Origin of the sequence: Actinomyces massiliensis 4401292, from assembly GCF_000269805.1 — a bacterium.
Lineage (GTDB): Bacteria > Actinomycetota > Actinomycetes > Actinomycetales > Actinomycetaceae > Actinomyces > Actinomyces massiliensis.
In genome coordinates this window covers 660,568-681,459 of sequence record NZ_JH711481.1, presented here as the reverse complement: position 1 = coordinate 681,459, position 20,892 = coordinate 660,568, and the positions used below count along the sequence as shown (strand labels likewise).

The window sequence follows — 20,892 nt, the reverse complement described above, 5'->3', positions numbered from 1 at the left end:
CCCCACGACTCTTGTCGGCCGGCGGCCCGGGAGCGCGCGCACAGGAAGGCGAGGTCGAGTGACGGTACGGCCGATCGTGATCGGCGTCCTGGTTGTGATCGTCGCGGGCTTCATGATCGTCGACGGCGTTCGGGAGCTCTAGGGCGCCGGGTATATCGCGCCCGGCGGAGAGCTCGGCCCGTGGGCGGGGCTGCTCAAACGACTCGGGATCGACCCCCACGCGCCCGGCGTGGCCATGGTGTTCGTCGGTTAAGACATCGCGTTGCTGGCCGCGGGCATCTCCTACCTCATGGGTTCCTTCACGGGCGGTGTCGCACTCATCGTGGTCGCCGCGCTCGGGATCTGGTACCTGCCGTTCGGCACCGTTGGCTGCCTGGCCGTGATCGGTCTGACCCTCTGGGATCTCATGACGAGGTAGCGACGGCGGGTTACCCGCGGGACGGCGGGTCGCCGTTCGCGGAAGGGCCGGCAGCCCCAACGCGGCCGATCTTGGTGCGGGGGTGTGGGGTGCGGGGGTGTGGGGTGGTGTGTTGTCTGCTTCTGAGCATTCGCGACGGTGTCTGCGAGCGCCTCATTTGTTTTGTTTCTCGAGTTCGGTCGTACTCCGTGTCGAGTTCGGTCGCATTCCGTGTCGAGTTCGGTCGTACTCCGTGTCGAGTTCGGTTCGCTTCCGCGTCGAAATCGGTCGTACTCCGTATCGAGATCGGTTCAAACTCGTGTCGAGTTCGGTCTACCTTCGGTTCGAGTTTGGTTGTGTGGGGCCTGGTGTGCTTGGTGGGTGTGGTTGTTGTTGGTGTTGCACATGGGAGAGCGGGACCTTTGCGGGGTGGGTGCTGGTTTTTGTTGGAATGAAGGGATTTTCTGGTGATCGTGGTGTGTGGTGGTCGGGCTCCCATGTGCGGTGAGGGGGGTCTGCGCACATGGGAGCAGGACCGTGGTCGCTACTGACAGTGCTGTTCCGCGTGATTCCGCGGTTCCCACCGACACGGAGCGTGCGTGAGTGTGCAACACCCACCAGCCCCGGCGTATGCAGGCACCGGGAACACGAAGACGCCGCGACTCACGCCATCGAGCACCGCCCCCGGCGTATGCGGGCAGCGGCAGAGCCAGCCCGCAACGGTGCGGCCCGACTCATACGACCCCAACCTCGAGAACCACCACACCGGGGACCACCACACCCCGGACACTCGCCTTGTCTCAGATGTACTGACACCACAATCTCGACGCAGAACCGGACCGATCTCGAGCCGGAAGTGAACCGATCTCAGTGCGGAAATGGACCGATCTCGGCACGGGTTTCGACCGATCTCGACGGAGGGGGCGCGCGCAGAGGATGCGCGGGGCTCCACAGGGTGGCGTCGTGCACCCTGCTGGCGCGCTCTCCACAGGGGCTCGGCGGAATGCGGGCCGATGGTCGTACCGTCGAGGCATGGCTTCTTTAAGCATCGCCTTGGCCGATGAAGACGCCGCCACCGGCGTGTCACTCGTTCCCGCCGCCGTCCCCGAGAGCTGGACCGGGGCCGCGTCAAGCTCCTGTCAGACGCAACTGGACACCCTTCAGGTCCTGCTCGCCGGCCTCGATCCGCTTCTGGACACGGCCTCCAGCGCCATGACGGCCCTCGATAACGCAAGCGACCAGTGCGGAGCGGTCGGATGAGCACCGCGACAGCATCCCCGTCGACCTCGTCACAGCAGGCGGACATCTGCGACGACCCGGGAGAGGCCCTCCTCGCCGCCGATGAGGCCATCCAGAACAGCAGGGACCCGTTCCCCGAGCTGACCCTGGGCGACGCGATGCCGCGCTGCGCGAGCGACCCGGCGCCGAAGGGCACCTACGTCGATCCGCCGTCCGCGGGCGACGGGGACGGATCGGCCACGCTGTCCTGGCCCGGAATCACCGCCGGGGTCACCGCCGTCGTGTCGGGAGGCGCCTATGCAGTCGACACCGACGCACTCACCGAATTCGCCACAGCGCTCACCAACGCCGCCGGATACCTCGACGACGCCCGCACGCACGTCCTCAACGCCGAGGCCCAGGCGCGGGCCGCCATCGCCCCCTCCGAGCCGGACGACGGGACCTCGGGCGCTTCCTCCTCGGACCCCCAGAACTCCCAGGACGGCGGCTCCGGGGCGGGCGGAGGGGTCGCCTCCAGCGGATTCACCTGGTCGGACCCCATGTGCTACTCCGGCTTCGGCAACACGGGCCTTCCTTCCTGCGGTGGGGCCGCCCAGGCCGGGCAGGGCGCGCCGTCGAGCTTCGAGACCCTGCGCACCAATGCGATCGACGCCGCCACGGCGCTGACGGCGGGCCCCGGCTCCCTCCAGGACGCCGCCGACTCCCTGCGCGCCCTCGCCGCTGACGTCACGGCCTGCGTCAGTGTTTACAACGGCGCCGATTCCAGTGCGACGCCCGCCGGTGGATCCGCAGGCTTGAACGGTGTCACGGCCGGGGTCGTGCTCGGGCTCATCGCGGCGGCGGCGTCCTCGCCCGCCGGGCTGCTCCTCATGCTCGCAGGCGCCTCCGCGGTCAAGAATCCCGATCTGACCAAGTACGCCGACGGCGATCTCGCCGATGTCTTGGACGATCTCGCGGTCGTCATGTCGGATGAGGACCTGTCGGGGTGGGTCAAGAGCGACCTGTTGACGATCGCGGCTCTGGTCGCGTACGCCAAGGATGCGAAGACCAGTCATGAGTCGGCCGCCGTCGAGACCTACCTGGCCGGCGTCGCGCAGCGTCTCGACCCGGAGATCAGCGAGAAGCTGCCCGACGAGCTCGTGACCGGCGGCGGCCAGACGGTTCCCGCCTCGTCGCTGACGCCGATGGAGCGCGTCGTCTACTACATGTCCGCGCTGTCGTCGCAGGTCGCGGCCAGGCGCTTCGGCGACCCGACCGGCACCACTGTGGCCGCGCGCGGCGGCTCCTCCTTCACCATCCCGCCCTCCGGCAGCGACCCGATGGCGTGGGGTACGCAGGTGCCCGCTCTCAAGAAGGCGGACGGGGCGCCGGCTGACGGGGAGAGGATGGACCGGCCACTGGGGACGGCCTCGGACGTCATCCGCTATAGCGACTCGCTCAAGGCGGAGGACGACGACGCCTCCAGTGGCGTCGTCAGCGTCGTGCGCACCACGCACGCCGATGGCACGAATTCGTGGATGGTCGTCGTGCCGGGCACGACCGATTGGGGTCTGGGCAACACCAATCCGCAGGACCTCCTGACCAACCTGCAGTCCGTGGCCGGGGCGCCCAACGACTTGGAGAGCGCCGTGGTCACCGCCATGCGCCGGGCGGGGATCGGTCCGGATGACCCGGTGGGGATCTACGGCCACTCGCAGGGCGCCATTGTGGCGGCAGATATTGCGGCGGACCCCACCATCAACGAGCGGTACAACGTCACCACCCTGTTGACGGCCGGCGGCCCCACGGCCGGAGCCGACCTCCCCGACCACGTCAACGCGCTGCATCTCGAGAATGGCGCCGACGCCGTTCCCGGCCTGGACGGCGCGCCCACTCCGCGCACGCCCACGCGCACCGTCGTCACCCTGGACACCACCGGCTCCGACCTGCAGGGCTACCCGCACGGGGGCGACGTCTACGCCGACGCCGTCGAGGGCATGAGCGGGGACCCCGGGATCGACGCGTGGACTCAGCAACTGGGGTCGCTCACCGGCACGGGTGAGGAGGGGGCGACGACGAGCGCATTCGTCTTCGACGTCACCCGCAACACGACCGGTGAGCCCAGTCAGTCCGGCTCCAGCTCGCAGTTCTGAGGCGGGGTGAGGCCGGCTCGCTCCGGCCGGCTCGCGCCCTGTCGCGGCCTGCCTCCCTTCCACCCCTCTGCCCTGCCTCGCCCCGTCGAGATCGACATTTTCGAACGAGACCGACGGTGCCACCGTCGATCTCATGCGAAAAAGTCGATCTCGACGCATGGGTGCGAGCGGTGGGGGGTGCTCGGCTGCCCGGCGGCGTCCGGCGCGGCGCCCGTCGATGCCTGGCGTGGCGCGGCGGCGCTCGTCGGCTCCAGTTGCCCGTCAGCGTCCGTCGGGGCGCGGCGCGGCGAAGGATCGCACGACGAGAATGCATATGACTATGCTTATGTGCATGCCAAGCAAGAACGTTTACGTCTCAGACGCCGACCTGCCCCTGTTCGAGGCTGCCACCGCTCATGCGGGCAGCCTGTCGGCGGCGGTCGCCGCGGGGCTCAGGCTCTACTTGGCTCAGCATGAGAACCGGCGAAAAGGGAATGACATGAGAACGATCGAGCTCGATGTCGACGAAGAGCGGGTTGTCACGACCAAGCGCTTCTCCGGACGTCAGTTGCTTCGGTGGAGGCGGGACGAGGGCATGCGGACGCGCTCGTTCCGGGTGTTCGAGACGGCCAGGGGGCAGCTCGCCGTCTATGAGCGGGATGACCCGAACTGGGCGGTGCTCTCCAACCCCGATGACGACAATCCGGTGTGGGAAGACCCCAAGACCTGGCAGGGCGACTGGTGGCGCAGGGGCAACCGCGAGTTGAGGGTGTTCGCCTCGGTTGATGACATGGCCGGCCACCTCCCGGACGAGCTGGTCGACGCTGTCCGGCGAGCGGGTAAGGTCCCGGCGGTCGAAGAGCTGGATATCTGAGGCCATCGGCAGGGCGGCGTCGCGTCGCCCCGCGTCACATCCGCATGAACCGGCGAGCTGGGTGTTGTACTGAGCTTCGATCGTCGACGCCGATCTCGCCCGCTCGCCGAGATCGGTCGAGTTCCGCGTCGAGATCGGTCGAAACCCGTGCCGAGATCGGTCGAAACCCGTGCCGAGATCGGTCGAGTTCCGCGTCGAGATCGGTCGTACTCCGGTGCGGGGTGCGACGTCTTGGGGCTGGGAGCCGGATGGGTCGGACTGGATCGTTGCCGGCCGGCTCTGCTGATGCCTGCGTGGGATGGGGTGGTGGGCCAGGACGTCGTGGGCCACGGCCTGGACGACGTCGATGCCCGCGCATGGTGGGGTGGTGCCTAGGCGGTCGGGACGGCTGTCAGCTCTTGGGCCGACTGCCTCGATACGCCGGGGGTGGGCTGTGAACACCTGACGTCCATTCACGTGATTCCCGGTGCCCGCGTGTGCCGGGGGCGGTGCTCGATGGCGTGAATCGCGGCGTCTTCGTGATTCCCGGTGCCCGCGTGTGCCGGGGCTGGTGGGTGTTGCACACTCACGCACGCTCCGTGTCGGTGGGAACCGCGGAATCACGCGGAACAGCACCGCCAGTAGCGGTCATGGTCGGGCTCCCATGTGCGCAGACCCCCCTCACCGCACATGGGAGCCCGACCACCACACACCACGATCATCAGAAAATCCCGTCATTCCAACAAAAGCCAGCCACCGCCCCGCAAAGACCCCGCTCTCCCATGTGCAACACCAATGACAACCACACCCACCACAAACTCAAGCCAGAACTCGACCGAACTCGAAGCGGAGTACGACCGAACTCGAAGCGAGTTTGAACCGATCTCGACACGGAGTACGACCGAACTCGAGCCGGAGATGTACCGAACTCGACACGGGTTACGACCGATTTCGACGCGGAAGCGAACCGAACTCGACACGGAGTACGACCGATCTCGACGCCATCCGCTGATGCGGGCAGCTCGACCGGCTACCGACTGCCCCCGGACCACCTCATCGGCAGCCTCGGCGCCACCGGCAGTGATCGGCAGCATCGATCCGCGCGCTGACGCCGAACCGCTCAGGCGGGCCGACGCAGGCAGACCACGGCGTCGGAGCGCCGTCCCGCCTCGCCGTCGGGGCCGGTGACCTCCCGCCACCGCTCGCGCCCCGCCTCGACCTGCCAGCCCCGAGTCGCCCCGCTCAACCCCGAAAGAAGCTCGTCAGGGGTGTAGGTGCGCGCATGATGGCCGTGCCAGGGCGGGTTGACGCAGTGGACAGCCGTCAGCAGACGGCCGCCGGGGGCGACGAGCCCGGCACCCCGACCCAGGAGCTCGATCAGGTCGAGCGATCCGGGCATGGGCCCTCCATGAACGTAGAAGGCCGCAACAAGCTCGAAGGGGCCGGTGGGCAGCTCCTCACGAGTCACGTCGAGGACGACGCCGTGAACCCGCTCCCCCAGGCCGCGCCGATCGGCCTCGGCCTCCATACGGGCGATCGCAGTGGCGGACAGGTCGATGCCGGTGACGTCCCAACCGCGCTCGGCGAGCCAGACGGCGTCGGCGCCCTCCCCGCAGCCCAGGTCGAGGGCGCGCCCCGGCTCCCAGGAGGCGGCGAACTCCGGCAACCAGTCGTTGGGCTGCTCGGACCACAGCCGATCGACGGCGGCGTAACGCGATTCCCACTGCTCCTGACGTTCATTCATGGGTGCGAGACTAGCGATACCAGACGGCGTCGAGATCGACATCCCGGAATGAGATCGACGGCGCCACCGTCGCCCTCGTTCGAAAAAGTCGACCTCGACGGCGGCGCACCGAGCCCGAAGCCAGAAAAGCCTGACAGCAGGCGCGGAGGCGATTCGCACATGGCGGAGGCAGTTCGCACATGGGAGAAGGACGCCCCGGCAAACAAAACCCAGCGCCTAGCCTCGCATCATGACCGACCCCCACGCGCCCCGCGCCATCGCTCCCTCCTGGGTGACCGCCCGCAGCACCGCATTCCTCTCCGACCCCGCCGCCCGCGTCGCCGGCAACGCCGTCGCCACCACCGACGTCGACAAGCTCACCCTGGACCGCGCGATCGTCACCTCGATCGACACCTCGGTCTCCGACCTCATCCCCGACGCCGCCGTCACCGACCAGAAGCGATCCGGCCGCTGCTGGACCTTCGCCGGTCTCAACGTCCTGCGCACCGCCCTCATGAAGGAGCTGAACCTGGAGTCGGTGGAGCTGAGCCAGAACTTCGTCTACTTCCACGACAAACTGGAGAAGGCCGCCGCCTTCCTGGCCCGCGCCATCGTCGACGCCGAGCGCCCACTCGACGACCGGGAGGTAGCGGCCTCCCTCCACGAGCCGATCGGCGACGGCGGGTGGTGGCCGCAGTTCGCCCGGCTCGTGGCCAAGTACGGGGTGGTTCCCCACTACGCCATGCCGGACACGGATTCGGCGACCCACTCGGAGACCATGAACACCCGCCTGTCCACGCTCCTGCGCCGGGCCGCGCTGCGCCTGCGCGCCGCGGTGACCGCAGGCGAGGACCCCGAGCCGATCCGTGCGGCGGCGATGGAGGACGTCCACCGGGTCCTGTCCATCCACCTGGGCACGCCGCCGACCGACTTCGTGTGGCAGTACCGGGACAAGGACAAGGCCTTCCACCGTGTCGGAGCACTGACCCCGCGCGAGTTCGCCCAGCGGTACGTCACCGGCCTGGAGGAGTTGGTCGTCGTGGTCCACGACCCGCGCCCCGGGATCGCCGTGAACACCCGATTCGGCATCGACCGCACCGACATCATGGTGGGCGAGCCCACCCAGGAGCACGTCACCGCCGAGCTGGACGTCCTCAAGGCCGCCGCCATCGCCGCCATCCAGGACGGCGAGCCGGTGTGGTTCGGCTGCGACGTGGCCAAGCAGCGGGAGAAGGAGACGGGCATCTGGGACGCCGCCCTGCACGACTACGAGGGCCTGTACGGCGTGGAGCTGTCCATGACCAAGGCGGAGCGGCTGCTGGCGCGCGAGTCCATGCTCACTCACGCCATGTGCCTGACGGGCGTGGACCTGGTCGACGGCGTCCCGCGGCGCTGGCGGGTGGAGAACTCCTGGGGCGACAAGCTCGGCGAGAAGGGCTTCCACACGATGAACGACTCGTGGTTCGACGAGTACGTCTTCCAGGTGGTCGTGCGCGCCCGACGCCTGCCCGCCGAAGTCCGCGCGGCACTGGAGGCCGAGCCCGTCATACTGCCCAGCTGGGACCCGATTGCCTGATCCGCGCCGGCGCGGGCGGGAGAGCGGGCGGGGTCGCGCCTCTCGTCCGGGCCGTCGCCCAATCTCCTGGGCGGGCTGTCGCCCAAGAGCTAGAACTGCCGCCGCCGGAGCACAGTCGGTACGGGCCATGGCGCAGGACCTTCATGCACACTCATACACACTCCATCTGCACTGTGTCCATGATTGTGGATGAATAGGAGGGGAAGTACTTCCCATACTAAGGATTATCACGACCTTGCCTCTCAACGTTGAGACTTACGCCCGCCACGGCTGTTTCGGCTGCTGCATGTGCGAAGGAGGCGGGAAGAATATCGGCCGCAGTATTCTCAATTCTCATCGGTCTACTGGCCGTCTGCACTTTTGGCCTCTTCCTCATCATTCCGGCATTCTTTAGGAACTGCGTGTATTGCGGTCACAGCACGTTCATGAACTCACACAGCTCACACGCACCCACCCCCCTGGCGCTTCAGCCACCCTCCCCAGATGCCCTTGCCCATACCAGCGCTACCGGCGCCACAGATGCCCGCACGGGCACCCGTCCCTTCCATGCGCCCCTCTCCAGCTCTGCAGGGAGGTCCTTACACACCGCCTGTGCCGCGACCAATGCCACCCGCCCAGCCGCACACGCAGGGAGCTCCGACACTGCCGCCATCCACCGGCCAACCATCCTGACCAAACGAGAAAGGGCCTGCATTCATTACGGTTTTAATTTTAGAGGCTTATTCGTGGGCTCTCTTGTGTTTCTGCACGTTGTGTCTGTTGTGCGGGGGCGGTCTTCAAGGGTCGAGGGCGGGATGCGCGGTTGGTCGAGCCCGGGACGCCTCGGTAGCGGAGGCCGGGGGTGGCGAGGGTCCCGGTCGTCAACGGGGACTGCTGCCTTCATCAAGGCCGGCTTCGTCCCCGATGACGAGGCCCCGGCCCTCATGATCAGCCTTGAACTCGCGTTGGCAGCGCAAGCCCTCGTCCACGACAAGGTCCAAGCACCCTCGAGCGCCCCGCCCCAGCCCGGCCCGCCGGACAGCCCTACTCGGGTGCCGGCACGGCGCAGTGAACGCGCCAAGTGTCCAAAACGGAGGAGATCAGCCCGGGCACCATGCAGCACGACACCGAAAACACACCGGAAACACAACGAAAACACCAGCCCATCGCCTGGTCTCCTGGAGACACCCACGCCACCGAGGCTTTAATCCCCTCCGTTTTGGACACACCCAGCCCAACAACCCCCGACAACCGACCCCACCACCACGCCGGCCCACCAAAAACAACCGCCCCCTCGAGAACGACGCCTAGAAGCCCACGAACAAGCCTCTTAGCCGCGACTGCGACGGGACATCGACGTCGAATACCACTCTTGGTCCGCCTAGGTCTTCTTCGCCGTACGCGGGTTTAGTCCTGCCCCCGCCAGAACCACCCCTCGACCAAGGAAAGCTGCCGGGCCAGGCACATGTTGGGACGCTTCCACTCCAGAGCGGTTGTCAGGACCGATCCGCGCCGCCGCGGGCGGGAGAGCGGGCGTCCCGTGAACAGCAGTCCCCGGGGACCGCTGCCCATCCGCAGCGTTCCTGCTCACCGACCCTCCTGTGCCACACTCATGGTGCTCCGGATCAGCGGAGCAAGCCCTGCCCAGGGGATCTCACTGGGCCCTCACTGATCAAGGACCATCCGATGAGAACCGCTTCCCGAAGACGCTCAACGATCCTCGCGCTCTTCTGCGCCCTCTCCCTCGCCTGCACCTTCAGCGCCTGCTCCTCCTCTTCCAGTTCCACGGCCCCCTCGGCGAGCAGTACCGAGGATTCCAATGCCCCTGCCGCCGCGAGCGCCGCCCCGAGCGCCACGCCCGCCGCCGCGGACAGCTTCGTCATCACCTGGGCGGAGGGCTCCGAGGCCGCCAAGTTCGTCGACTCCGTCGACGCTTACGGCGTCGACGTCATCAGCTCCCTGCCCCAGAAGGACCAGGACTCGCTCAAGGCGGCCGCCGACCAGGCCTCCGTCTCCGTCGAGCAGGCCACCGTCCACGTGGGGGGCCTGACCACCGTCAAGCTGAGCGACGTGCTCTCCCCCGAGAAGTCGCAGTCCTTCATCAACGCCCTCACCTCCTCCGACTCCGTCGAGTCCGCGGAGCCCGAGATGAAGATGACGGCGCTCGACACCAGCTCGGGCACGCCCAACGACGAGTACTTCGGCTACCAGTGGGGCGTGAGCAACGAGGACCACAGCATCAACGCCACGAGCGCCTGGTCCCAGTCCACCGGGCAGGACGTGACGGTCGCCGTCGTGGACACCGGCATCCTGCCCGACCACCCGGACATCAGCAGCAAGCTCCTGCCCGGATACGACTTCATCTCCGACTCCTGGATGGCCGGCGACGGCGACGGCCGCGACGCGGACCCTACTGACGCGGGCGACGCCGTCGACGCCGAGGTCTGCGGTCAGGGCTCCGAGGCGAGGGAGTCCAGTTGGCACGGCTCGCACGTGTCGGGGATCATCGGCGCCTCGACCGACAACGGCAGTGGTGTGGCCGGGGTCGCCCCAGATTCCAAGATCGTGCCCGTGCGCGCGCTCGGCCGCTGCGGCGGAAGCGGAACGGACATCCTCGACGCCATGACCTGGGCGTCGGGCGGCAGCGTCAAAGGGGTTCCGGACAACGCGAACCCCGCACAGATCGTCAACCTGAGCCTGGGCGGCGTCGGCATCTGCCCCAGCTACTACCAGAAGGTCATCGACGACATGGTGGACCGGGGGTCGATCGTCGTCGCTGCCGCCGGCAACGAGGATCAGGACGTGAGCATCGTGAGCCCCGGCGGCTGCGACAACGTCATCACCGTCGGCGCGTCCAACGAGAACGGCGCCCGCTCCTACTACTCCAACCACGGCACCAAGGTCGAGGTGTCGGCCCCCGGCGGCGACTCCGAAGTAGACAACGGCATCATTTCCCTCTCCCAGCCCTCAGACCCCAGTTCCCCTCCCTACGCCTTCCAGATGGGCACGAGCCAGGCCACCCCGCACGTAGCCGGCACGATCGCGCTGCTCAAGTACATCGATCCCTCGCTCACAACCGAGAAGGCCACCACACTTCTGCAGAACACCTCCAGATCCATGACCTCCTGCGACCGCGACGCCTGCGGAACCGGCATCATCGACGCGAACGCCGCAGTGACCGAACTGTCGACTCAGAAGGCGCAGGACCCCGGTGACGAGGCCACGCCCAGCGAGCCGGGCGCCGGAGAAGAGCCCGGCGACGGCGGCTCGGACGACGGCGACCTGGGCAAGTCGTTGCGCGACCTGTGGGATCGCGTCCGCAACGGGGAGGAGTGACGATCCGCGGGCGACGAGGCGTGTCGTTTCCGACCATCCCTTACTTATATGGGTCGTCTTCGCGTCGAGTACGGGTTGCTGTCGCTCGTCCTCGCGTCCAAACAGACATTGCCGAACGAGGCAGACGGTGACACCGTCTGCCTCGTTCGGCAATGTCTGCCTTGATGGTGGGTGTCTCTGTTGGGGTTGTGGGGTGTGTGGTATGTTTCACGTGTTTGTTGTTGGTGTTGGTTTCTTATGAGGGAGGGGTTTGTCGGTGGTGTTGCGGGTTTCTGGTGGGGAGTTGGCTGCGGCTCGTTCGCAGATGGGTCAGTGCGCTGAGGTGTTGAGCGGTGTGCGTCTGGATCGGGGGAGTCAGGCGGTGTTCGGGGTGGCGGTGTTGGCTTCGGCGGCGGCTGGTTTCTGTTCGGATTGCGAGGGGGAGATTCGGTCTGGTGCGGCGAGGGCTGACGGGATTGTTGATGGGTTGAGCTCTGCTATGAGTAATTATGAGGCGGTTGATCAGGAAGCGGCTGCGGGTGCCCGGGCGCTGGGCGGTTCGTTGGGCGCGGGCGCGGCCGTGGGCGCGGCTGCGGGTGTTGCGGGGTCTGGTTGGGAGGGGTTGCGGTGACGGTGATGGCTGGTGGGCTTGGTGGTGTGGTGGTTGGTCGGATTGAGGGTGATCCGGGTGGGGTGCGGTCGGTGGCCCAGTCGTGGCGGTCGGGTGCGGGCCGGCTTGGTGAGGCAGTTGGTCTTAGTAGTGGTGCGCGCGGTGGGGTGCCGTCATGGCAGGGCGAGGCGGCCGTAGCTTTTGCTGGCACGGCCAGCAGTCTTGAGTCTGGGCTGGAACAGGGCGTGGGCCACCTGTCTCATGGTGCGGGGGTTTTGGATGACTATGCGGCGGTGCTGGAATCAGCGATTCATGCGGCGGCAGCATTACGTGAGCAGGCGGGCAGGGTGCTTCTGGAGGCCATGGCTAATCCGCTTGGGGCCGGTGCCGCGGTAGGAGCGCTGTCCGCAATCGCGGGAGCCTGGGCAAACCTACAGGCCGAGGTCGACATGGCAGCCGCCCGAACCGCTGCCATACTAAACACCGGCACGGCACCGGGTGCCGGCGCTGGCGGGCAGAAGTCAGGGGATAAATCGGGATCGCAGACGAGCGGTTCCGGGGGTGGCGATCTTAAAACCAGCAAGCTAAATCCAGACGACATTGAGCGAATCAAAAGACAAGATGAGAACGGCGAGGACTGGGCTGCTGTTGATCAGCAAGGTATAGGCGATTGCTTCCTACTGGCCACACTACAGGCGTACTCCACTACCGAGAAAGGCAGGCAGCGTTTGCGTGATCAGATCCAATGGAATAAAGATAAACAGGTCTTTGTTGTTACATTTTATTATGATGGTATGCCTGTCCCCATCGAGGTGGATGATTACTATACGGATGGCGCACAAGGCAAAGATAATCCGCCAACTCTCATGAGTATATACGAAAGAGCCTACGGAATCTATATCAGCGATCATAATCTAGATAAAGGCGGCTATAGCGGAAATGTTATGCATGACATTTCTAAAGCTCCGGTGGAAACGATAAATACTAGCGAGCCTTCGGGATTCCTGTGGCTTGGGCGCACTGAAGATCACAAGTATGAAGATTCAGAATGGTCAGACATCGAGCAAGCATCTGAAGACAATAACAAGGTTGTTACAGCAAGCACCGACGAAGGGGGCGTGGTTCACGGTACAGCTGACACCAACGGCGACGGCGCTATCAATTCGCAGGACTCTTCGGGAAACTATCGAGTCGTCAAAGATCATGTGTACACAGTAGTTACCGTCGACGACAATTATGTGACGCTATATAATCCTTGGGCGCACAATGATGGTGAAGGGAATCCTGGCGGTGGGGGCCTGATTCGTGTGTCGCGAAGTGATTATGGTAGATGGTTCACTTCCACCGATATTGGAAATATTCCCTAGACAACTTCGGCGCCTAGTAATATATTCTTTCGACCTCTGAGTCCAATTGTACATTAAAGAAAGCTCGAGGGCCGCCGCCTTTTTGGGCTCCCGCCCATTTTTCTATGCCGACGTATGCTGGATCAATTTCGATGAGGGTGATGGTGCCAAGTCCTTGAATGTGGTGTGTTTGTCCTAGATGGAAGTCGATAGGATTGTTTCCTACGTTGTCTTGCCTCCAGTTGACGGTAGCCACCCATTCATGGTTCTCAACTCGCAGGGAATCCCATTCTAATCTGCCTTGATTAGTGTATAGCGGCTGGATCGTGTTCCCGATTTTCACGGTCTCCGCTTGTTCTACTCCTGGGGGCAGGGGCGCGGATCGTGTCCAGGGACGAATCCACCACAGGTAGCCTGTCATGGCGCCTGCGATAACCATTGATACAATCACGAATACGCTAGTGCCGATAATGAGGCGCTTACTATCGCTTCGTCGGGAAGTACCCGCCAGCTTCTTGCTTCCGCTGTCCGGTGACCGCAGGTTTTTCTGAGGTTCTCGATCCTGCATCTGACGTCCTCCGTCATCCTCCATGAACAGTCCCAGACCACCTCAACCAGGTCCATGAGCGCTCGCGCGTGTCTTCATGCGCTACGCGGGGTTCTGGCCCTCAGCAGCACTCCTTCTGAATATGCGCTATGGGACTACCACACAGATCATATGAAATCGAAACTCGCATTGCTAGCGTATCATGCTGCGATTTATTGTGCACGGGCCCATCGTCTCGCCATCACTTGCTTTCGAGTAGCGGGTTCCACTGCTGAGAGCAGGGGATTCTCCGAGCGCCTGATGAGTGTCTAGGGCGTGTGTCCGGCAGTATCAAGGCAGTATGCTATGGCCCCTTGTTGACGCACTCGATGGCCCTGCCCTGGAACTGAGCAAGGCGAGACCCTCTCCCCATACAAGGTTCTGTTCCACCGCATCACCTGTCGCGGACCGACCAAACCTGTACCAAATCTTGTCCCACCGGTTGAGTTTGGGAGGCGGCGGTGCTGGTATCAGCGATTCAACGGCACTGGGTGCCGGCGCTGGCGGGCAGAAGTCAGGGGATAAATCGGGATCGCAGACGAGCGGTTCCGGGGGTGGCGATCTTAAAACCAGCAAGCTAAATCCAGACGACATTGAGCGAATCAAAAGACAAGATGAGAGCGGCGAGGACTGGGCTGCTGTTGATCAGCAAGGTATAGGCGATTGCTTCCTACTGGCCACACTACAGGCGTACTCCAATACCGAAAAAGGCAGGCAGCGTTTGCGTGATCAAGTTGGGTGGAGCAATAAGGATCACGATTTCATAATCACCTTATATATTCATGGAATTCCAATCGAAGTTAAAGTGGATGGCTATCATACAGACAGCCTGGAAGGGCCATCGAGTTTTTAAGCATATATGAGCGCGCTTACGGTAAGTTCTTAGGAGATGAAGAAATGAAAAATGAAATGAAATCGAAGAAACCACTGAAGACGGGAAGCCCGCGGGTGCCGGGACCGGCGGGGAAGACTTCGAACAAATTGGCGAAGGTGTCATAGAAGCAAAAGTGGACACGAACAAAACGGAGTCATCGACGATGATAATAGGATGGGTGGTGGTTCGGGAGCCTTGAGGTGGCGGTGGTGGGACTATCGCAAGTATGCAGATGGTGAGTGGGACGAGATCGGCCAGGCCGTTGAGGACGATAAGCCGGTCGTTGTTGAAATTACGAATGGCGATTTTCCGAGTTCTGGTGGTGATGGTGGCGGTGAGGTCGTGGGTTTGTGATTGGGTTGGGCGTATGGGGAGGTTCGGCCGGGCGGTTGTGGTTGTTGTTCTGGTTTTTGTGTTGTCTGGTGCGGTTGCTGTGATGGGGCGGGTGTGGTGGACGCACCCGTTGAAGCGCTCGGCAGCCCTGCCGCCTGGGATTGAACAGGGGAGACCGTCTTCATACAAGGTAATCTTCCGACGCCTTGGACGATAGACGGCGGGTCTTTTCGTGCACGAGATTTGCGGTCGGTGAATCATGAGTGGGTTATCACGGCGAAATGGCACCCGCGCGGCGGCCCCACACAGGCCGTGGATCTTCGCCTGGGGGAAAGTGTCCATTTCGATGGCTTTGGAACCGTCATATGGATAAAAGCCGTCCCTCCTCCCATTATTGAGCTTGGGGAACCCGAACCAGGAGGAGGAAGAAGTCAGGAATTCAATCTTGTTCTCGACCCCGGCGTGGCCCTATGGAAATAGGTGATGCCCACTGGCGCCCCGGAGCCGCGGTCATATCGCGCGAGCGGGCGACAAGACTGAGATGCCTGACACCTACACACGATGCTTATTTTTGCCGCTGTTCGAGAAACACCGGGACCTTGCTCTCATCACGTTCGATAAATTGCCGTACGGCGATGCTTTCCCAGACTATGCTGATTCGCCCCGGGAAAATTTCTTCAAGGCAGTCTCCAGCGCGCTCCTCGTGGACTGGTTCAGCAGTCCGCCTGGACCAACCAGGCCCACGCCCTGCTCTTTCGCCTGCGCGAGCAACCGCTTGATGAGGCCTTTCTGACAGACGATCCCGCCGAGGTGCGAGAGGCGCTCGCCGCCGTGCGCGCCGCCGACACGGCCCCCGGCCTGCCACAATGAGCCGCATGGTCGATCTCTCCACCGCATCCCCCGCCATCGCCCTGGGCCCCCTGGACGGGCGCTACCGGGCAGTCGCCGCCCCCCTGGTCAACCACCTCTCCGAGGCCGCGCTCAACCGGGCGCGCCTGCAGGTGGAGGTCGAGTGGCTCATCCACCTCACCGACGCCCGCGCCCTGCCCGGCGCCCCCGCGCTCAGCGACTCCGAGAAGGCCTACCTGCGCGGCGTCGTCGAGGACTTCGGGGCCGAGCAGATCGCCGAGCTGGCGGCCATCGAGGCCGAGACCCGCCACGACGTCAAGGCCGTGGAGTACCTGCTCAAGCGGCGCCTGGCCGAGGCGGCCCGGGCCCCCGGCGTCGTCGGTGCCGACGGCGGCCCCACGGTGCTGCCGGGTGTGGGCGAGATCGTCCACATCTTCTGCACCTCGGAGGACATCAACAACCTCTCCTACGCCCTGACCATCCGCGCCGCCATCGAGCAGGTGTGGCTGCCCGCCGCCCGCGGGCTCGTGGCGGACTTGACGGCCATGGCCCACGAGCACGCCGACGCCGCCATGCTCTCGCGCACGCACGGCCAGGCCGCCACCCCCACGACGCTCGGCAAGGAGCTGGCCGTGCTCGCCCGCCGCCTGAGCCGCCAGGTGCGCCGCGTGGAGGCCACCGAGTACCTGGGCAAGATCAACGGGGCCACCGGCACCTTCGGGGCGCACGTCGTCTCCGTGCCCGGCGCGGACTGGCAGGCGGTGGCGCGCGCCTTCGTGGAGCACCTGGGCCTGGTCTGGAACCCGCTGACCACGCAGATCGAGTCCCACGACTGGCAGGCCGAGCTGTACTCCGACGTCGCCCGCTTCAACCGGATCGCCCACAACCTGGCCACCGACGCGTGGACCTACATCTCGTTGGGCTACTTCCACCAGCGGCTCTCGGCACAGGGCTCCACCGGCTCCTCCACCATGCCGCACAAGGTCAACCCGATCCGCTTCGAGAACGGCGAGGCGAACCTGGAGATCTCCTGCTCCCTGCTGGACACGCTGGCCGCCACCCTGGTGACCTCCCGCCTCCAGCGAGACCTGACCGACTCCACCACCCAGCGCAACATCGGCGTGGCCCTGGGGCACTCGCTGCTGGCCATCGACAACATCCGGCGCGGCCTGGCGGGGCTCGACGTCGATCGGGAGCGTTTGGAGGAGGACCTCGACGCCACCTGGGAGGTGCTCGGCGAGCCGGTCCAGCAGGCGATGCGGGCCGCATCGGTGGCCGGCGCCACCGGCATGGCCGACCCCTACGAGCGCCTCAAGGAGCTCACCCGCGGTAAGCGGGTCACGCGCGAGGCCATGCGCGACTTTATCCGCTCCCTGGGCATGCCCGACGACGTCGAGGCGCGCCTCCTGGCGCTCACCCCCGCCACCTACACGGGACTGGCCACCCAGCTGGTGGATCACTTGGAGGGCTGACGCGGAGGGCGCCGGCTCCGCCGCCCCCTCCCTCAACTGGACCGATCTTGGGAATGACGCGCACGTTGGTCATTCCTGAGGAATCGGTCCAATTGAGGCGGTTTGCTTCAGGAGGTGGGTTCTGTTGCGGGTTGTGTGGTGGGATCGATGGGTGGTGGTTCGGTTGTGGGTGTGGTGCTGGGGAGGACACCGTGCTGGTCGGCCTGGTGGGCGATGTAGGACAGGAGGTCGGGCATGAGCTCCAGGGCCTGCTCGGTGGTGGCCGGGCCGTCGGGCTGCTGGTCCGGATTGTAGAAGGCGACGACCAGGAAGAACCGGTCTGTAGCCCAGATCCCGTAGGCGGTGTTCTCGGCACGGTAGTCCCAGGTGTAGAACTCGCCCTCCAGGTCCGGGACGTCGAAACGCTTGACATCGCCGCTCGTGTCCGACGCCAGAGTATCCCTGTCCCATTCGACAGCGGAACCGGTATCGAAACTACTCGATGGCCAGATTCTAATATCGAATATTCGCCGCCCCGAATCATCTTGCGCCCCTTTGTCGGTCTCGATATGGCACAAGTAAGATCCTGACACAGAATAGCCTACCGTTTGCATGTGGGCGAGGCGGTTGATCTCGGAGGTGGCGTAAACCCCGTCGCACAGGGAGGTCGGCGGTGTCTCCTTCTCCCATGGGTGCCATGTGGGACGGATGACTACGGCGGCTACCGCCAGCACAATGAGAATAGTCGCGCCCACCACCAGCAGATGCTGCCGGGTGTAAGTGGTCGGCTCATCACCGCGATCCTGGTCGGCGCCAGTGCGGGGCGGATTCACGTGCTCCCCGTTGGAGCGGCGCGATAGCGGCATGCGATCACCGGCTTCTTTCGTCGAGGCGGCTCAAGGGGGCTGAACTGGGATCATCGCCGATCGGTTGCACCACAGGCTCCGACTGCGGGATTCTCTTATGTCCCATCACGCTACTGCGGTTTGCTGAAGTTGCGGAGGTCATCTGAGAGGCCAATGTCGTCGCCGCGCTCGGCCCACCAGCGGTCGAACTGCTCGCGTTGTTCGGAGTTGCTGATTGTCACTTCCCCCGTGCTCGGGTTGTACCATGATTGGTCAGTCGGCAACTCACTGGTGTCCACGAGGCCGTTCCGCACCCCGACCCTCACGATACTCGCATTGTAATCAGAGGAACTCACCCCTGTTTCAGTCGTCTTATCGTTCGGGTAGGCGTTGGCCAGGGTCAGGCCCGCCGAACCAACGGTCGACACCGCTTTTGCAGCTGGGTGGGGCACGAGTCCGAGCGCGCTCAATGAGGCACCCAGGGCGGCTCTCTCCTTTTTGCCGTCACTGTCGCTGTCCTTGTTCGCCTGATCAGCCACATCATCGACCCATTTCGTGGCAGATTTGCCGCTCATGTATGCTTCGTACATTCCGCTCTGCCCACCCTTGATGCCGCCATCCTTCTCCCGTGCGGAGTCGTGCTTCGCCTCCGCGTCAGCCGCCTTCTCCGTGTACTTCATGATGCCCTGGCCGGTGGCGGAGATCGCGTCATCATTATCGGAGATGTCTTCAATGATGCTCTTGAGGGAGCCCTCACGCTCCTTAGCCGAATGCCACTCGTTGCCATTCTCGGTTTTGTAGTCGTAGCGCGTATCTGCTCCAGCTGTGGTATTATTCCCGTTGTAATTATCCCCGATCCCCACAAGGTCCGCAGCGTAGTTTCCGGTGAACACGCCAAGGTTCCTCTTCGTCTGGTCCGAGGAGCCGGAGTAATCCTGCTTTCCGAAGTACGTCAGCCCCTCACCACTGGCCCAGGACGCCCGGTAATCAAGGTTGGGGTTGTCAGAGGTCTTGTTAGCAGACTCCCCCGCAAACGCCGCCGTCAAGGCCTCCTCGCCTCTTCTGTCCCATTTCCGATCAAGAAGCTTCTTCATTCTCTCCTGCGGAGTGATGGTCCGCCCATCGATGGTTGTGAAAGGCTTCGAAGGATCATAGGGGTCGAACACCTCCTTGGTGCCGTCGGCCTCGCCATCACCATCAGTATCCAGAATCTCAAGAGCAGGATTCGTCCCCGTATTGTTCGGCGTGAAATAACGATCCGCCGCCTCCGGATTATTACCCATAGCAAAAAGAGGGCCGGTCAACGGATCCAAAGAATACCCGTCCAGATAGGTCCCATATTTAGGACCAAGGATACCGTCACCGTAATTTTTTTCGGTTTCCATCTGTTCGGCAAGACGAGAAGTGAACTCGGTCCCATAAACGGTGTCGGGTACCGACATCAAGGCTGTCACAACTGAAGCCAGGCCGTTATTACCCTTGGCCACCACAACATCATAGATATCGGATTCGTAATGGTTCTCCTTGTGCGTCTCCGGGTTAGGCTGCGACGCAGCCGCAAGCACGTGCCCCAATGTATAAATAGTGTCATTAAATGACTCCGCATCCTTATTGGAATTCGACACCATAACGCCACTTTGTTCCGGGTGCTTGTATATTGATTGGGCGTTAATGCCGAGTTCCAGGAAGCTCTCCATACCGATCGTGTCGATGAAGGACGTGGCATAGGCCTGATCATCCTGGTGCTCCTCGATACGGCTCCTAACCTCTTCGGCGGCGGCCGCATCCTGGTTCTCCAGGGCCTTCTTGAGGTCAATGGCGTCCTGGGTGGCGCTCTTAGCTCCCTGGACGTTGGCGACCGTGTCCTCCACCCCATCGGGCAACTTGTAAGCGATCGTCCCGTCCGACGCCTTGGAGGTGATGCCGTTCTCGTTCTGCGTCTTAGCCAGCTCAACCCGAGCATCGATCTCAGCGGCCTTATCCCTCAGCTCCTGGGACTTGTCCGGAAGCGTGGACATCGCACTCAAGTCCGCGGCCGAACCATTGACCGTGTTATTCGCCTCAACCCCTGACTTGGCATCCTCGGCCCCATTGGCGAAAGCGAGCAGGGAAGCCACCACCATCTTCATCTCGTCGTAGTTCAAGTAGATGTACGTCATCAGGGGAGCACCCCCGCCTCGGGCGCGCCCGCAGCGGAGTCAAGGAACCGCGCTTTCCAGGACTCCTCCCCCTCATCGTCGACCATGTCGCTCTCCGCAGCAACATCCTGGGCCACATGCTCCTTGGCGCTCTTCCACAGCGCATGCACCGAGTCGACGATCCCGGCCACATCAGTCGCATACGTATCAGCCTGAGACGACGTCCACGCCGACCCCGAGATGGACGTAGCGAACCCCTCCCCGAGCGTGGCATACCCACTGGTCTCGAAAGGCTCCTCGTGAGAGCCGAAGGCACTACCCACCGCGCTCAGCGCCTGCTTGTACTGATTCGGCTTATCCACCATGCTCCACACCTCGACACCGGGAGACCTGACCACGCCAGAGACCGCCCAACACGACCCCCGTACAGACTACTCCACACCCGCTCCAACCTCCCGACCAATCGACCTTCCGACGCCCCAGCACACCCACGAACCTTCAAAAGGACTGAAGTCTCAGCGTTTCTCGGACAGTGGTGGAAAAGATCCGCCTTTCGAGAAATGAGGCGGGGATCGGCTCATGGCAGCACGGAGGCTCAACAGTGATTTCAAAGCGCAAATAGTCCGCGAGGTGGCCTGTGAAGGACTGTAGTATCGCGGAGGTCGCG

General features: G+C 64.0%; 15 protein-coding genes. 9 read left to right on the top strand and 6 right to left on the bottom strand.

Annotation, left to right across the window (positions count from 1 at the left end; genetic code table 11):
• Nucleotides 1-262: 262 nt before the first annotated feature.
• From W5W_RS15985 to W5W_RS0102860, 4 genes are all read left to right on the top strand, one after another.
• Nucleotides 263-418 carry a hypothetical protein gene (locus W5W_RS15985; RefSeq protein ID WP_017194268.1) on the top strand — a complete coding sequence of 52 codons (156 nt, stop codon included), beginning with the start codon at nt 263-265 and terminating at the stop codon, nt 416-418.
• Nucleotides 419-1,429: 1,011 nt separating this feature from the next.
• Entirely contained in the window at nt 1,430-1,657 is a 228-nt protein-coding gene (locus W5W_RS0102870; RefSeq protein ID WP_008730652.1) for a hypothetical protein, read from the top strand.
• The gene (locus tag W5W_RS0102865) at nt 1,654-3,768 is read left to right on the top strand and encodes a hypothetical protein (protein WP_008730651.1); all 2,115 of its coding nucleotides are present in this window, start codon (nt 1,654-1,656) and stop codon (nt 3,766-3,768) included. Before W5W_RS0102870 ends, W5W_RS0102865 begins: the two co-directional genes overlap by 4 nt.
• 331 nt (nt 3,769-4,099) lie before the next feature.
• Nucleotides 4,100-4,621, top strand: a complete 522-nt coding sequence (locus W5W_RS0102860) for an EXLDI protein (RefSeq protein WP_008733899.1) — start codon at nt 4,100-4,102, stop codon at nt 4,619-4,621.
• A 1,099-nt stretch (nt 4,622-5,720) separates the two neighbouring features.
• Here W5W_RS0102860 and W5W_RS0102855 read toward each other — a convergent pair.
• A complete protein-coding gene (locus W5W_RS0102855; RefSeq protein ID WP_008733897.1) occupies nt 5,721-6,344 on the bottom strand; it encodes a class I SAM-dependent methyltransferase in 624 nt (207 codons plus the stop codon).
• A 229-nt stretch (nt 6,345-6,573) separates the two neighbouring features.
• Between W5W_RS0102855 and W5W_RS0102850 the strand changes: the two genes are divergently transcribed.
• On the top strand, nt 6,574-7,899 hold the full coding sequence (locus W5W_RS0102850; RefSeq protein ID WP_008733894.1) for a C1 family peptidase: 1,326 nt from the start codon (nt 6,574-6,576) through the stop codon (nt 7,897-7,899).
• 1,386 nt (nt 7,900-9,285) lie between these two features.
• Here W5W_RS0102850 and W5W_RS15980 read toward each other — a convergent pair.
• Nucleotides 9,286-9,450 carry a hypothetical protein gene (locus tag W5W_RS15980; protein ID WP_017194265.1) on the bottom strand — a complete coding sequence of 55 codons (165 nt, stop codon included), beginning with the start codon at nt 9,448-9,450 and terminating at the stop codon, nt 9,286-9,288.
• A 114-nt stretch (nt 9,451-9,564) separates the two neighbouring features.
• Between W5W_RS15980 and W5W_RS0102840 the strand changes: the two genes are divergently transcribed.
• Nucleotides 9,565-11,214, top strand: coding sequence for a S8 family peptidase (locus W5W_RS0102840; RefSeq protein WP_017194264.1), 1,650 nt, complete (start codon nt 9,565-9,567; stop codon nt 11,212-11,214).
• 615 nt (nt 11,215-11,829) lie between these two features.
• The gene (locus W5W_RS15500) at nt 11,830-13,170 is read left to right on the top strand and encodes a C2 family cysteine protease (RefSeq protein ID WP_238533296.1); all 1,341 of its coding nucleotides are present in this window, start codon (nt 11,830-11,832) and stop codon (nt 13,168-13,170) included.
• Between the two features lie 13 nt (nt 13,171-13,183).
• Here the strand turns inward: W5W_RS15500 and W5W_RS15975 are convergent, their stop codons facing one another.
• The gene (locus W5W_RS15975; RefSeq protein ID WP_154650226.1) at nt 13,184-13,405 is read right to left on the bottom strand and encodes a hypothetical protein; all 222 of its coding nucleotides are present in this window, start codon (nt 13,403-13,405) and stop codon (nt 13,184-13,186) included.
• Between the two features lie 772 nt (nt 13,406-14,177).
• Between W5W_RS15975 and W5W_RS15970 the strand changes: the two genes are divergently transcribed.
• Together W5W_RS15970 and purB are read left to right on the top strand one after the other, a co-directional pair.
• On the top strand, nt 14,178-14,588 hold the full coding sequence (locus W5W_RS15970; RefSeq protein WP_154650225.1) for a hypothetical protein: 411 nt from the start codon (nt 14,178-14,180) through the stop codon (nt 14,586-14,588).
• 1,229 nt (nt 14,589-15,817) lie between these two features.
• Complete coding sequence (gene purB, locus W5W_RS0102825) at nt 15,818-17,263, top strand: adenylosuccinate lyase (RefSeq protein WP_017194261.1); 1,446 nt, start codon at nt 15,818-15,820, stop codon at nt 17,261-17,263.
• Between the two features lie 107 nt (nt 17,264-17,370).
• Here purB and W5W_RS0102820 read toward each other — a convergent pair whose 3' ends face one another.
• The 3 genes from W5W_RS0102820 to W5W_RS0102810 all read right to left on the bottom strand — a co-directional run bounded on the left by W5W_RS0102820 (nt 17,371) and on the right by W5W_RS0102810 (nt 20,590).
• Nucleotides 17,371-18,108, bottom strand: coding sequence for a hypothetical protein (locus W5W_RS0102820; protein WP_017194260.1), 738 nt, complete (start codon nt 18,106-18,108; stop codon nt 17,371-17,373).
• 110 nt (nt 18,109-18,218) lie between these two features.
• The gene (locus tag W5W_RS0102815) at nt 18,219-20,246 is read right to left on the bottom strand and encodes a DUF6571 family protein (RefSeq protein ID WP_017194259.1); all 2,028 of its coding nucleotides are present in this window, start codon (nt 20,244-20,246) and stop codon (nt 18,219-18,221) included.
• Nucleotides 20,246-20,590, bottom strand: coding sequence for a hypothetical protein (locus tag W5W_RS0102810; protein WP_017194258.1), 345 nt, complete (start codon nt 20,588-20,590; stop codon nt 20,246-20,248). Before W5W_RS0102810 ends, W5W_RS0102815 begins: the two co-directional genes overlap by 1 nt.
• Between the last annotated feature and the right edge of the window lie 302 nt (nt 20,591-20,892).

Coding starts and splice junctions, on each gene's coding strand:
- W5W_RS0102870 (WP_008730652.1), top strand. CDS start 1,430: ATGGCTTCTTTAAGCATCGCCTTGGCCGATGAAGACGCCGCCACCGGC.
- W5W_RS0102865 (WP_008730651.1), top strand. CDS start 1,654: ATGAGCACCGCGACAGCATCCCCGTCGACCTCGTCACAGCAGGCGGAC.
- W5W_RS0102860 (WP_008733899.1), top strand. CDS start 4,100: ATGCCAAGCAAGAACGTTTACGTCTCAGACGCCGACCTGCCCCTGTTC.
- W5W_RS0102855 (WP_008733897.1), bottom strand. CDS start 6,344: ATGAATGAACGTCAGGAGCAGTGGGAATCGCGTTACGCCGCCGTCGAT.
- W5W_RS0102850 (WP_008733894.1), top strand. CDS start 6,574: ATGACCGACCCCCACGCGCCCCGCGCCATCGCTCCCTCCTGGGTGACC.
- W5W_RS15980 (WP_017194265.1), bottom strand. CDS start 9,450: ATGGGCAGCGGTCCCCGGGGACTGCTGTTCACGGGACGCCCGCTCTCC.
- W5W_RS0102840 (WP_017194264.1), top strand. CDS start 9,565: ATGAGAACCGCTTCCCGAAGACGCTCAACGATCCTCGCGCTCTTCTGC.
- W5W_RS15500 (WP_238533296.1), top strand. CDS start 11,830: ATGGCTGGTGGGCTTGGTGGTGTGGTGGTTGGTCGGATTGAGGGTGAT.
- purB (WP_017194261.1), top strand. CDS start 15,818: ATGGTCGATCTCTCCACCGCATCCCCCGCCATCGCCCTGGGCCCCCTG.
- W5W_RS0102820 (WP_017194260.1), bottom strand. CDS start 18,108: ATGCCGCTATCGCGCCGCTCCAACGGGGAGCACGTGAATCCGCCCCGC.
- W5W_RS0102815 (WP_017194259.1), bottom strand. CDS start 20,246: ATGACGTACATCTACTTGAACTACGACGAGATGAAGATGGTGGTGGCT.
- W5W_RS0102810 (WP_017194258.1), bottom strand. CDS start 20,590: ATGGTGGATAAGCCGAATCAGTACAAGCAGGCGCTGAGCGCGGTGGGT.